10 protein-coding genes are annotated in these 13,089 nt (G+C 71.9%); 1 reads left to right on the forward strand and 9 read right to left on the reverse strand.

The window, feature by feature from the left end:
* Nucleotides 1-75: 75 nt before the first annotated feature.
* From ACWCPW_RS31035 to ACWCPW_RS31055, 5 genes are read right to left on the reverse strand one after another with little or no spacing between them, the layout of a single operon-like run.
* A complete protein-coding gene (locus ACWCPW_RS31035; RefSeq protein ID WP_449764876.1) occupies nt 76-843 on the reverse strand; it encodes an SDR family NAD(P)-dependent oxidoreductase in 768 nt (255 codons plus the stop codon).
* Nucleotides 840-1,946: an ATP-NAD kinase family protein gene (locus tag ACWCPW_RS31040; RefSeq protein ID WP_449764877.1), complete on the reverse strand. Its 1,107-nt coding sequence runs from the start codon at nt 1,944-1,946 to the stop codon at nt 840-842. Before ACWCPW_RS31040 ends, ACWCPW_RS31035 begins: the two co-directional genes overlap by 4 nt.
* The gene (gcvPB, locus tag ACWCPW_RS31045) at nt 1,943-3,499 is read right to left on the reverse strand and encodes an aminomethyl-transferring glycine dehydrogenase subunit GcvPB (protein ID WP_449764878.1); all 1,557 of its coding nucleotides are present in this window, start codon (nt 3,497-3,499) and stop codon (nt 1,943-1,945) included. The genes ACWCPW_RS31040 and gcvPB overlap by 4 nt, the downstream gene beginning before the upstream one ends.
* Complete coding sequence (gene gcvPA / locus ACWCPW_RS31050) at nt 3,499-4,833, reverse strand: aminomethyl-transferring glycine dehydrogenase subunit GcvPA (protein ID WP_449764879.1); 1,335 nt, start codon at nt 4,831-4,833, stop codon at nt 3,499-3,501. The genes gcvPB and gcvPA overlap by 1 nt, the downstream gene beginning before the upstream one ends.
* Nucleotides 4,830-6,818 carry a beta-galactosidase gene (locus ACWCPW_RS31055; RefSeq protein ID WP_449764880.1) on the reverse strand — a complete coding sequence of 663 codons (1,989 nt, stop codon included), beginning with the start codon at nt 6,816-6,818 and terminating at the stop codon, nt 4,830-4,832. The genes gcvPA and ACWCPW_RS31055 overlap by 4 nt, the downstream gene beginning before the upstream one ends.
* A 106-nt stretch (nt 6,819-6,924) precedes the next feature.
* Here ACWCPW_RS31055 and ACWCPW_RS31060 point away from each other — a divergent pair, with 106 nt between their 5' ends.
* Nucleotides 6,925-7,581, forward strand: coding sequence for a GntR family transcriptional regulator (locus ACWCPW_RS31060; protein ID WP_449764881.1), 657 nt, complete (start codon nt 6,925-6,927; stop codon nt 7,579-7,581).
* A 257-nt stretch (nt 7,582-7,838) separates the two neighbouring features.
* Here the strand turns inward: ACWCPW_RS31060 and ACWCPW_RS31065 are convergent, their stop codons facing one another.
* From ACWCPW_RS31065 to ACWCPW_RS31080, 4 genes are all read right to left on the reverse strand, one after another.
* A complete protein-coding gene (locus tag ACWCPW_RS31065; protein WP_449764882.1) occupies nt 7,839-8,612 on the reverse strand; it encodes a thioesterase II family protein in 774 nt (257 codons plus the stop codon).
* Between the two features lie 107 nt (nt 8,613-8,719).
* Complete coding sequence (locus ACWCPW_RS31070) at nt 8,720-9,919, reverse strand: cytochrome P450 (RefSeq protein ID WP_449764883.1); 1,200 nt, start codon at nt 9,917-9,919, stop codon at nt 8,720-8,722.
* Nucleotides 9,916-11,538, reverse strand: coding sequence for an MFS transporter (locus tag ACWCPW_RS31075; protein ID WP_449764884.1), 1,623 nt, complete (start codon nt 11,536-11,538; stop codon nt 9,916-9,918). The genes ACWCPW_RS31070 and ACWCPW_RS31075 overlap by 4 nt, the downstream gene beginning before the upstream one ends.
* Entirely contained in the window at nt 11,535-13,040 is a 1,506-nt protein-coding gene (locus ACWCPW_RS31080) for a DHA2 family efflux MFS transporter permease subunit (protein WP_395867218.1), read from the reverse strand. The genes ACWCPW_RS31075 and ACWCPW_RS31080 overlap by 4 nt, the downstream gene beginning before the upstream one ends.
* Nucleotides 13,041-13,089: the final 49 nt, after the last annotated feature.

Raw genomic sequence — 13,089 nt, forward strand, 5'->3', positions numbered from 1 at the left:
GGATGGGTGCGGGACGTGCGCGTGCTGGGAACTGGCCCGCGCCCGACGCCGATGGCGACGGGGGCGCGGGTGGGACTAGGCGAGGCCGCCGCCGTCGACGACCAGGGCGGTGCCGGTGATGTAGCCGGCCGCGTCGGAGGCGAGGAACAGCACGGCGCGGGCGATCTCGTCCGGGGTGCCGGACCGGCCCATCGGGCGGTCCGCCGCCTCGGCCGCGAACGCCGTCCAGTCCTCGGCCAGTTGCCGCGCCTCCTCGCGCAGCATCGGGGTGTCCGTGTCGCCGGGGTTGACCGAGTTGACCCGGATCCCGGCCGCCGCGTGGTCGATCGCCAGGGCCCGGGTCATGTTGACCACGGCGGCCTTGGACGCGCAGTAGGAGATCGCGTTGCCGCCGCCCTTGAGGCCCCAGCCGGAGCCGGTGTTGACGATCGAGCCGCCGTCGGTCATCGCGGGGATCGCGTGCTTGCACATCAGGAAGACCGAGCGCACGTTGACCGCCATCACCCGGTCCCACTCGTCGACGGTGGTGCCGATCGCGTCCGCGCGCCGGATGATGCCCGCGTTGTTGAAGAGCACGTGCAGCCCGCCGAAGCTCTGCACCGCCGTGGACACCACCGACGCGCAGTCCGCCTCGGCGGAGACGTCCGCCTTGACGCCGACCGCGCGCGAACCCCGCGCGGTGATCTCCTCGGCGGTACGGGTCGCGGCCGCCGCGTCGATGTCGGCGATCACCACGTCCGCGCCCTCCGCGGCGAACATCAGCGCGGTGGCCCGGCCGATACCCGAGCCGCCACCGGTGACGATGGCGACCTTTCCGTGCAAGGAACCAGTCATGCCGTTCATCCGGAGCTCTCCTCGCTGGCAGGAACAATTCGATAGGGGACGGTCTCGCGGTAGCCGGTGACCACCTGGACGTAGCCGCTCAGCCTCTCGTCCGTGGCCGGGTCGCCGGTGTCCGCCAGCAGCGGCCGGCCGCCGAGCGCGGCGAGCTTGGTGCGGGTGGCGAGCACCGTCAGGCCGTGCACGCGGGCCAACACCCGGGGGCTGATCTGCTGGTTGCCGCGACCGAGCACGAAGCCCTGGCCGCCGATCACCGACACGACGGCGTCCGCCTCGTGTCCGTCCACCAGGTCGAGCAGCGCGCGCTCGCTCACGTCGACCCCGATCGGCGCGCCGTCGAGGACCACGTCCACGCCGAGCAGGGTGGACGGTGCGCCCAGCGCCCGGCCCACCGCGCGCGTGGTGCTGCCCGGGCCCAGGATGTAGCGCACGCCCGGTCGCATCCGGGCGACCACCTCGCGGGCGATCCCCTCGACGGTCTCCGGCGCGGCCCCCGAGGAGCCGGTCTTGCGCCCGGACAGCCGTACCCGGGCGGCCGGCACGGTCAGCGTGCCGTAGAGCCGGGGGCTGACCCGGCCCTCGCGGTAGGCCTGTTCGTCCAGGTCCACCACCTCGGCCTCGGCGGTGTTCCCGGTGAACTCGGCGGCGGCGTGTCCGGCCGCCGCCGGGCCGACCGCGAAGCAGCCGGAGTAGACCTTGACGCCCGCCGGGATGCCGAGCACCGGCGCGGTCGGCCCGGCGTCGAGCACGTCCCGCGCGGTGCCGTCGCCGCCCGCGAACAGCAGCAGGTCCACCGCCGCCAACGCCCGGACGCCCGCCCGGGTGTCGGCGGAGGAGGACGGCTCCCCCGGTGCGCACGCCACCAGCTCGGGCACCGCGCCGGCGGCGCGCACGGAGTTCTCGCCCATCGCGCCGGCCACGGTGACCACGACGGTGTCCGGGCGGGCGCTCAGGAGCGCGCGCACGGCCACCGCCGCGCGCTCCTCCGCCCGGGCGGTCGCGCCGCGGGCCAGCGCCTCGCGCTGCACGTCGGCGCCGTCGCTGCCCTTGAGCCCGGCCGTCCCGCCGAGGCCGGCCACCGGGTTGACGATCAGGCCGATTCTCATGACAGGTGCTTACGGACGTAGGCCCGCCAGGTCATGGCCCACTGCTCCGGGTCGTCCAGGCAGGTCGGGTCGATCTTGTGCACGGTCTGGTTGTAGGGCGCGCCCTTGACGAACTCCGGTTCGCTGCGGGCCTCGTCCGCGACGTGCGCCAGGATCGCGGCGTACTCGTCCAGATCCTCCTTGGAGTACGACTCGGTCGGCTCCAGGGTGAACGGCTCGGGCACCAGGTACGGGTGGTGGCTGGTCCAGTAGTGCACCCCGAAGTCGGCCGCGCGCACGCCGATCTCCTCCGAGTGCACGCCGGTGTCCTCGTACAGGCCCTGCCACGAGTAGCGGACCTGCTCCAGCCGGCGCTTGTCCCAGTGGGCGGAGGCGCCCGGGATCTGCAACACCTTGTGCATCAGGTAGTTGTTGTTCAGCACCGCCGTCTCGGCCACCTGCCGCAGGCCCTCGGCCCCCAGCGCCATGATCCATGCGTAGGCGCGCACCACGTTCTGGGTGACCCCCAGGTAGGGCCGGTTCTTGCCGATCGACTGCGGCCGGTCGGAGTCCAGGAAGTAGCGCTCGCCGTCGAACTCGATGGTGGGGCCGGGCATGAACGGCACCAGCTTCTCCGCGACGCCGCAGGCACCCGCGGCCGGACCGCCGGACGCGTGCGGTGTGGAGAAGGTCTTGTGCAGGTTGAAGTGGCACAGGTCGAACCCGGCGTCGGCGGCCCGGGTGATGCCCAGGATGCCGTTCGCGTTGGCCTGGTCGTAGCAGGCCAACCCGCCGACCCCGTGCACGAGTTCGACGAACTCGGCGATCCGGGGGTTGTAGATCCCGGTGTCCTCCGGGTTGGTGATCATCAGCGCGGCGGTGCGCGGGCCCACGGCCGCACGCAGCGCCTCGATGTCCGGGTAGCCGTCGGCGTCCGGCATCAAAGTGATCACCTCGTACCCGGCGGTCTTGGGGGAGGCCGCGTTCGTGGGGTGCGAGAACATCGTGGTGATGACCTGGTCGCGCTGCTCGCCTTCGCCCCGGGAGGCGTGGTAGGCGCGGATCATCGCGATGTTGGCGTAGATCGCCGCCGAACCGGAGCCCGGTTGCAGGCTGACCCGGTCCAGGCCGGAGATCTCCTTGAGCATCTGCTCCAGTTGCCAGTAGATCGCGAGCACGCCCTGCACGCTGTCCTCGGGCTGTGCCGGGTGCAGTTCGGCGATCTTCGGGTCGCTGACGAACCGGTCGTTGATCTTGGGGCTGTACTTCATCGTGCAGGTGCCCTGGCCGACGGCGATGCCGAGGTCGACGCCCACGGTCTCCTGGGACAGGCGCATGTAGTGCCGGAGCACGTGCAGCTGGGACATCTGCGGCAGCGCGGGCGGCGTCTCGCGCCGTATCCCGGCGGGCAGTTCGACGGCGGGCACGCCCGCCTCGGGCACCCCGATGCCGCGCCGGCCCGGGCTGGAGTGGTCGAAGATGATCGGCTCGTCCCAGCGCGCCTGGTGGAACCGGCGCAGCGGCGGCTTGGCCTCGATCGGCAATTTCGCGAAGGATTCTCCGACGGTACCCATCAGCCCTGCACCTCTCGTACCGCTCGCACCAGCGTGTCGATGTCGTCCTTGGTGTGCCGCTCGGTCACACAGACCAGCAGCGTTGTGGCATCCAGCGCGATGCCGGCGTAGATGCCGTGTGCGCGCAGCGCGGTGAGCAGCGCGTCGGTGTCGGCCACCTCGATCGCGAACTCGCGGAAGTGCACGGCGGCGGCGTGCCGCACCCGTACCCCGGGGACCGCGGCGAGTTCGTCCATCGCGTAGCGGGTCCGGGCCAGGATCGTCTCGCCCAGTTCGCGCATGCCCTCCGGGCCCATCAGCGCGAGGTAGACGCCGGCCGTGATGCCCCACAGCGAGGCGGCGGTGCCCACCCATTCCTTGCCCTCCTCGCGCAGCGCGAAGGAGGTGCGGTCGTAGAAGACGTCGCCGAAGCCGTATTCGCCCGGCACCGCGGTCGGCGCGATGCCGAACAGACGCGAGGGGAACTCGGCGACCAGGCGCGGTTCGTCGCGGGTGGCGATGTAACCGGCGTGACCGCCGCCGTAGTTCTGGTGCATGCCCAGCGACTGGATGTCGCCGCAGACGATGTCCGCGCCGAGCGTGGCGGGCGGGGCGAGCACGCCGAGCGAGATCGGGTCCGCGCTGACCACGAGCAACGCGCCTTCGGCGTGCGCGAGTTCGGCGATCTCGGCGGTCCGGGCCTCGACCACGCCGTAGAGGTTGGGGCTCTCCAGGTAGACCGCGGCGACGGTGTCGTCGACGGTGAAGGCGCCGGCCTCGCCGTTCTCGGCGACCGGGATCATGACGATCTCGATGTCGGGCGCGAGGAAGTCGTGCAGCTTGCTCAGCTTGTCCGCGCCGATCGCGGCGGTGACCAGCACCTTGGACCGGCCGGTGTAGCGCGCGGCCATCCGCAGCGCGGTGCCGGAGGCCTGGAAGCCGTCGTAGGTCGGGACGTTGACGACGTCCAGCTCCAGGAGTTCACCCATCATGCTGACGTACTCGAAGAGCGCCTGGAAGCGGCCGTGGTCCTCGTACGGTTCGCCCGCGTAGGCGGTGAGGAACTCGCCGCGCGAGTTGATCTCGTCGCACACGGCGGGCACGTGGTGCGGGTAGCAGCCGCCGCCGAGGAAGCTGAGCACCTCGGTGGTGTCGGTGTTGCGTCCGAGCAACCCGCGCATGTGCCGGACCAGTTCGGTTTCCGAGCTCATCGGCGCGGGCAGGTCGAGCGGCCGGTTCAGGCGCAGCGCGGCGGGGATGTCGGCGTAGAAGTCCTCGACGGACTCGACCCCGATCGCGGCCAGCATCTCGGCCCGCACGGCCGGCTCGGCATTGGGTATGTAGGGGTGGGTCACTTCTCTCCCTCGTGAGCGGTGCGCAGCACCACGGCGTCCCTGGGCCCGATCGCGATCGGGCCGTGCAGGTCGCGCCCGGTCAGCAGGTCCGTGCCGGGGGCGCGCAGGGTCAGTGCCGCGGTGGTCGTGCCGTGGTTGAGCAGGAACAGGTAGTCGGCGTCGGGGCCGGTCCGGCGGCAGGCCTCGACCGCCGGAGGCACGTCCGCGACGGAGCGGACTCCGGCCCGGGTGAGTACGTCGGTCAGGATCGGGGTGACGTCGTCGAGGTCGCAGCCCACGTAGGTGGCCCGGCCGAGCCGGGTGATCGCGGGCTGCCCGGCCAGGTCGCCGCCCTCGTAGTCGGCCAGCGGCGCGGCCCCTTCCGGTCGCAGCCACTCGGCCCACCGGGTCGCCGTCCCCGCGGTGCCGTCGGCGTACCGGACGCCCTGCGTGGCTCCGTCGGCCAACGGCCAGAACTCGTCGACGCTCAGGCCGAGCAGGTCGCGCAGCGGGCCGGGTGCGCCGCCGGGGTGCACCCGGTCGGCCGCGTCCACCACGCCGCTGAACGGGCCGACGATCAGCTCACCGTCGAACGCCCGCAGGTTCGCGGCCTGTTCGTCGGTGCACAGGTAGAGGTTGGGCGCGATCACCAGGCGGTACGCGGACAGGTCGCGGTCCGGCGGGGCCAGGTCCACGGTGATCCCGCGGGCGTGCAGCGGTGCGTACCACGCGTTCAGCAGCCGCTTGAGCTCCAGCCGCTTGGACGGCATCGACTCGGGGGCCTCCAGGCCCCACCACGAGGACCAGTCCAGGAGCAGCGCGACGTCCGCGCGGGAGGTGCTGCCGGCGATCTCGGCGAGCTTTTCCAGGTCGTCGCCCAGGCGTAGCGTGTCCTGCCATCCGCGGGTGTGCACACCGCCGTGCGGCAGGAGGGCGGAGTGGAACTTCTCGGGTCCGTAGCGGGCCTGGCGCCACTGGAAGAACATCACTCCGTCGGCGCCGTGGGCGAGTGCCTGGAGGCTGTCCAGGCGCATCTTGCCCGCCGGCTTGGGCACGTTGACCTCGCGCCAGCTCACCGCGCTCGGGGCCTGCTCCAGGAGCAGCCAGGGGCGCTGCTTGAGCGAGCGCATCAGGTCGTAGCTGAGCGCGATGTCCACGTGCGAGGTGGGGTCGGCGGGGTCGGGGTAGGCGTCGTCGCTGACGAAGTCCTCGGCGGCGGCCCACTTCCAATAGTCCAGGCCGGGCAGGATGCTCATGAAGTTCGTGGTCACCGGGACGTCCGGGGTGACCTCGCGCAGCACCCGCTTCTCCGCCTCCAGGCACTCCAGGAGCGCGTCGGAGCAGAACCGGCGCCAGTCCAGCACCTGGGTCGGGTTGATCGGGCCCGGTGCCTTGCGCGGCGGGGCGATCTGCTCGAAGTCGGTGTAGTGCTGGCCCCAGCAGGAGGTGCCCCAGGCGGCGTTGAGGGCGTCGATGTCCTGGTACCGCTCGCCCAGCCAACGCCGGAAGTGCCGGGCGGACTCGTCGCAGAAGCATTCGAGCGTGTGGTCCGCGTACTCGTTGCCGATGTGCCACATGGCCAGGGCGGGGTGCTCGGCGTAACGCTCCGCCATCGCCCGGGCCAGCCGGACGGTGGCCGCGCGGAAGATCGGCGAGCTGGGACAGTAGCCCTGGCGGGAGCCGAACTCCAGCCGGGTGCCGTTCGCGTCGACCGGCAGCAGCTCCGGGTGCTCGCGAACCAACCACGGCGGCGGGGTCGCGGTCGCGGTGGCCAGGTCGGCGGCGACGCCGTGCTCGTGCAGCAGGTCGAGCACCCGGTCCAGCCAGCCGAAGTCGTACTCCCCGGGCCGCGGTTCCAGCCGTGACCAGGAGAAGACCGCGACGGTCGCGATGTTCACGCCCGCCTCGACCATCAGCTTGGCGTCCTCGGCCCAGACCGCCTCCGGCCACTGTTCGGGGTTGTAGTCACCCCCGAACAGCAATCCCGGCACTCGCGTCAACCGCACGTCGACCTCCCGTTCATGTATTCTGTATTCATAATTCAAGGTGTGTGCGGTGCGTCATGTCAAGCACCAGATATCGGCGCCGATCAACACGAGGAGTAACCGACACATGGCCATCCAGCGGCGACCTCTGCGGGAGCAGATCCGGGAGGAGTTGCTTCTGCGCCTCGACAGAGGCGACTTCGCGGCAGGCAAGGACATCAACGAGGTGGTGCTCGCGGCCGAGTTGGGCGTGAGTCGCACCCCCCTGCGCGAAGCCCTGATCACCCTGGCCGGCGAAGGCGTCCTGGAGAGCAATCAGGGGCGCGGTTTCCGGTTCGCACCGGTCAGCAGCAAGGAGTTCCGCGAGCTGTGCGAGATCGTCGCGGGCCTGGAGTCGCTCGCGCTCGAACTCTCCGATCCGGCTGAACTCCGGGAAATGGCACCGGAGTTGCTGCGACTGGCCCGGGGCTTCCCGGATCCGGTGGCGGAGCAGTCGGAGATCGAGTGGCACGACGACGAGTGGCACGACCTGCTGCTCGGGAAGTGCCCCAACGAGCGCCTGTTGGACCTGGTGACCAGCGTGAAGGCGGGCATGCGCCGCTATACCCACCTGATCGCGGGCGAGGACACGTTGTTGGAGCGCGAGGCCGAGGAGCACTGCCGGATCGCCGAGCACCTGAGCGCCGGCGACGTGCCGGCCGCCACGGCCGCGCTGCGCGACAACTGGATCAGCGGCATGGAGCGGATGACCGGCCGGATTCCGGTGTCCCCGGAGCCGGCCTGATCGTCCGCGCACCGCTTCGGCGGGCCGCCTTCGTCCATGCGACGAAGCCGACCCGCCCTGTGGCGTGCCCGGAGCCGGGCGGCCGAGCCGGGCCGCCGGGGTGCGCCCGGATCGAGGCGCCCGGGGGCCGGCGGCCCGGCGGTAATCAAGTCGAGGCCCCCGGAGCGAGCCGCCCGGCGGTGATCAGATCGAGGCCCCGGAGCGAGCGGCCCGGCGGTGATCAGATCGAGGCCCCGGGACGAGCGGCCCGGCGGTGATCAGGTCGAGGCGCCCGGAGCGAGCAGCGCGGCGGTGATCAGGTCGACGACGGCCGGCCGGTGGTCGTTGAGGTAGAAGTGTCCGCCCGGGAAGACGGACATGTCCGTACCGCTCACCGTGGTGTGCTCGCGCCAGGCCCGGGCCTCGTCCAGGGTGACTTTCGGGTCGGCGTCGCCCACCAGGACCGTGATCGGGCAGTCCACCCGGGCCCCGGGGCGCACCACGTGGCGCTCGATCGCCCGGTAGTCGGCACGCAGCGACGGCAGCACCATCCGCAGCACGTCGTCGTCCAGCAGTACGCCCGGCTCGGTGCCGTTGAGCAGCAACAATTCGTCGATCAGCCCCGCGTCGTCGCGCAGGTGCACGGTCTCGGTCCGGTGCCGCCCGGGCGCCCGCCGGCCCGAGGCGAACAGCCGGCTCGGGCCGACCGCGCCCGGCCGCTCGCCGAGCCGCAGCGCCACCTCGAAGGCCAGCGTCGCACCCATGCTGTGCCCGAAGAAGGCCGGCGGTCGCTCGGCCCACGCGGGCATGATCTCGGCGATCTCGTCGGCGAGCCGCGCCAGGTCGTCGACACAGGGCTCGTGCCGGCGATCCTGGCGCCCCGGATACTGCACCGCGAGCACCTCGACCGAGGGGGCCAGGGCCTTGGCGAAGGCGAAGAAGGAGCTCGCCGAACCGCCCGCGTGCGGGAAGCAGACCAGCCGGGGACGTCCCTCGGGGGTCGGGTGGTAGCTCCGCAGCCAGGTGCCCTGCGCGGAGGTGGTGACGTTCATCGGATGCCCTCGTCCTTGCGTAACGTACAAAGGCCGACCGGCGCCCCGCCCCGACCGGCCGCGTTCGGCGACGGGCGGGGCGGGGCGGGCGGGGCCGGATGGTCGGGTCAGGCCCAGGTCACGTCCAGCGGCAGCTTCAGCGGCGCGAACGACGAGCGCGCGTCGTGCGGAACGGCGCCCGCGCCGGCGAACTCGGTGAAGCGGCCGAACAGCACCTCCAGCACGGTCTTGCACTCCAACCGGGCCAGCGGTGCGCCGATGCAGTGGTGGATGCCGCGCCCGAAGCTCAGGTGCGCGTTGGGCGTGCGCCGGATGTCGAACCGGTCCGCGTCGGGGAACTGGCCCGCGTCCCGGTTGGCCCCGGACAGCCACAACACCAGCGAGGCGCCGGCCGGCACCAGGCCGCCGCCGACGGTCGCCTCGCGCAGCGCCAGCCGCTCCTGGCGGACCGACGGGGTGCGGAAGCGCAGCACCTCCTCGATCGCGCCGGGCAGCGCGTCCGGTTCGCGGCGGATCTCGGTGATCGCGTCGCGGTGGTCGTCCAGGCAGGACAGCGTCGCGCTGATCATCAGCGTGGTCATGATGTGCCCGGCCAGGAGCAGCATGCCGACGAAGCCGACGATCTCCTCGTCCTCGAGGTGCTCGCCGTCGATCTCGGCGGCGATCAGATTGCTGGTGAGGTCGCCGTTCGGGTTGGCCCGGCGGCTGCGGATGTGGTCGAGCAGGTAGGCGTTCATCTCCCGCAGGGTCAGCGTCAGGCTGCTCAGCACCTCGCCGTCGGGCGCCGCGGTCACCTCGCCGCCGATGCCCAGGAGCGCGTCGGCCCACCGCTGGAAGGTGGCCCGGTCGCTGGTCGGGACGCCGATCAGCTCGGCGATCACGATCACCGGCAGCGGGTAGGCCAGGTCGCCGACCAACTCGATCCGGTCCCGGTCCTGCACCGCGTCCAGCATCTCGTGCGCGATCTCGGCCACCCGCGGCGCCAGCTTCCCGACCACCTTGGGGGTGAACGCCTGACTGACCAGCCCGCGCAGCTTGCGGTGCTGGGGCTCGTCCATGCTGATGAACAGGCCCTTCTTGAACACGTCGAACTCGGCGTGCCGGGGCGAGAGGTCGCGCAGGTCCGAGGAGAAGGTGGTGTGGTCGTTCAGTACGTCGAGCACGTCGCGGTAGCGAAAGACGTGCCAGTTGCCCTTTTCGTCCTGCCACGGTCCGTCCTTCGCGCGCCGCTCGGCGAGCCAGTCCAGCATCTCGGCGTGCCCGGAGGGCGGTTCGGTCCAGGCGGTGGTGGTTTCGAAGGTGGTCAACGTCGTGCCCTGCTTTCTTGCTCGTCTGTGTCGATCCGCACGGGGTTCTCGGGGTTCTCGGCGATCTCGGGGATCTCCGGGTGCTCGCGGATCTCGGGGTTCTCGGGGTTTCCGGGTGTCTCCGGGTCCTCTGCGGTCGCCGGTGCCTCCTCGTCGGGGTTCTTGGTCTGCTCGCCCTGCGGCCCGGCGTTGATCAGCACGCCCGCGAGGACCGCGCACAGGAGCAGGATCGCGGTGGCCCACCCGCAGGCGACCGCGTAGCCGTGCACGGTCGCCCGGGCCCGGTCCGCGGCCTGGACCGGGTCGCCCCGGCCGCCGGCGTAGGAGGCGGTGGCGCTGGTGGCGATCGTGTTCAGCAGCGCCGTGCCGATCGAGCCGCCCAGTTGTTGGGACGTGGTGGTGAACGCCGAGACGGTGCCGGTGTACCGGGGTTCGACGGCGTTCATCGTGCTCGCCACCGACGGCATCAAGGTGATGCCGGAGCCGATGCCGAGCAGGAGCAGCGCGGGCAGCACGCCGGTGGCGTAGGTGCTGTCCGGGGTCAGCCGGGTCAGCACCAGCAGGCCCGCCGCGGACAGCACCAGGCCGGGCACGATCAGCACCCGCGCGGGCAGCCGGGGCAGCAGTCGGGCCGCGATCAGCATCGCCGACAGCACCACCGCGACCGCCATCGGCAACATCGCCACCCCGGTGCGCAGCGGCGAGTAGCGCATGATGCCCTGGAGTTGGTAGGTCAGCACCAGGAACATGCCGAACATGCCGATCGCGGTCAGCCCGATGGTGACGAACGCCGCGGCCCGATTGCGGTCGGCGAGCACCGCCATCGGCAGCAGCGGGTCCGCCGATCGGCGCTGGCGCAGCACGAAGGCGGCCAGGAGCACGATCGAGACGGGGATGAGCGCGAGCACCCGGGTGGATCCCCAGCCGTGTGCGCCCGCCTCGGTCAGCAGGTACACCAGCGCGACCATCGAGCCGCTGCCCAGTGCCACGTCGAACAGGCCCAATCGGCCGGTACTCGCGCGCTCCGCGCCGGCGGAGTCCTCGCGCGGCAGCACCGCCAGGCCCGCGATCAGCGCGCCCACCGCGATCGGCGAGTTCAGGTACAGGCACCAGCGCCAGTCCAGGTACTGCGTGCACAACCCGCCGACCACCAGCCCGAGCGCGCCGCCCGCGGCCAGCACCGCGCCGTACACGCCGAACGCGCGGGCGCGTTCCCTGGTCCCGGTGAACGTCGTGGTCAGCAGGGCCAGCGCGGACGGTGCCAGCAGCGCGGAGAACAGCCCCTGCGCGGCGCGCGCGGCGATCAGCGTGCCGGCGTTCGCGGCGGCACCGCCGGCGGCGGAGGCGATGGCGAACCCGGTCAGCCCCACCAGCAGGCCCCGAGTACGCCCGATCCGGTCGGAGATCCGGCCGCCCGCGAGCAGGAAGCCGCCGAAGGCCAGCGTGTAGGCGGTGATCACCCACTGCCGGCCCGCGTCCGACAGCCCCAACTCGCGCTGCGTGGAGGGCAGCGCGATGTTCACCACGGTGACGTCCAGCACCACCATCAGTTGCGCCGTGGCGACCACCGCGAGGATCGCGCCCCGGCTGCCGCCCGCTCGGGGCGCCCGCCGGATCACGACCGGGTGGCCGGGGTGGCGGCGGCGACGTCGGGCAGGTCCTCGGCCGGCGGCGGGTCGTCCAGGGTCTGTCGGGTGGCCTTGGCGTTGATCAGTACGGCGGCGACCACGGCCGCGAACACCATCAGCCCGGCGGACCACATGGTGGCCACCCGGAAGCCGTGTCCGTCGGCCAGGACGGTGGCCTGGTCGTGGTGTTGCAGGACGTAGGAGGCGGTCGCGGTGGTGGCGATGGTGTTGAACAGCGCGGTGCCCATCGCGCCGCCCAGTTGTTGCGCGGCGAAGGTGAACGCGGACACCGAGCCCGCGTCGCGCGGGTGCAGTCCGCTCAGCGCGGCGTTGGTGGCCGGGATGTGCACGATGCCCAGGGTGAAGCCGAGCAATACCAGCGCGGGCAGGATCAGCAGCGGGTACGAACTGTTCTCGTCCATCTGCGCGAACATCACCATCGCCACCGCGCCGGCGATCAGTCCGGGCACGATCATCGTGCGCGGCGCGACCACCGGTTGGAGCTTGCTGATCACCCCGGCGGAGATCACCGTCGCCACGGTCAGCGGCACACAGGCCAACCCCGCCTCCACCGGCGAGTAGTCCATGATCACCTGGAGCTGGTAGGTCAGGAACAGGTACAGCCCGAACGGGCCCAGCGCGCCGAGCGCGATCACGATCAGCGCGCCCGCCCGGCTGCGGTCGGCCAACAACCGCAGCGGCAGCAGCGGTTGGGTCGCCTTGGACTGGCGGATCGCGAAGCCCGCGAGCAGTACCACCGAGCCGACCAGCAGGGTGACCGCCTCGGTGGAACCCCACCCGTTGGCGCCGGCCGTGCTGATCCCGTACATCAGCGCCACCATGCCGCCGCCGCCGAGCACCGCGCCGGGCAGGTCGAGCGCGGTCTCCCGGTGGCCCCGGGTGTCCGGCAGCACGATCAGCGCGCCGACCACCGCGATCACCGCGATCGGCACGTTCAGGTACAGGCACCAGCGCCAGCTCAGGTACTCGGTGAGGCCGCCGCCGGCCACCATGCCCAGGCCGCTGCCCGCCGCGACGATCGCGGTGTACAGGCCGAACGCCCGTCCACGTTCCTTGGGTTCGGTGAACGTGGTGGTCAGGATGGCCAGCGTGGACGGGGCCAGGATCGCGCCGAACACGCCTTGCACGGTGCGCGCGGTGACCAGGAACTCGGTGTTCTGCGCGAGGCCGGCCACCAGCGAGGACGCGGCGAAGCCGACCAGGCCCACCAGCAGGGTGCGGCGGTAGCCGACCCGGTCCGCGATCCGTCCGCCCAGCGGCAACAGGCTGCCGTAGGCGACCATGTAGGCCGCCGCGAGCAGGTGCCGGCTGGAGTCGGACATGCCCAGATCGCGCTGTGCCCAGGGCAGGATGAGGTTCACCAGGGAGGTGTCCAGGGCCACCATCAACTGGGCGAGGCCGATCACCACCAGGATCAGGGCCTTGCTGCGCTCCGCCGGCGGGGCGGCGGGTTTCGCTGCGCTCGTGGTCATTGTGTGTGTTGCCTCTCTCCGGCCTGGACCGGATCCGACCGGGTTCGAC

The sequence above is a fragment of the Embleya sp. NPDC001921 genome (assembly GCF_053594475.1).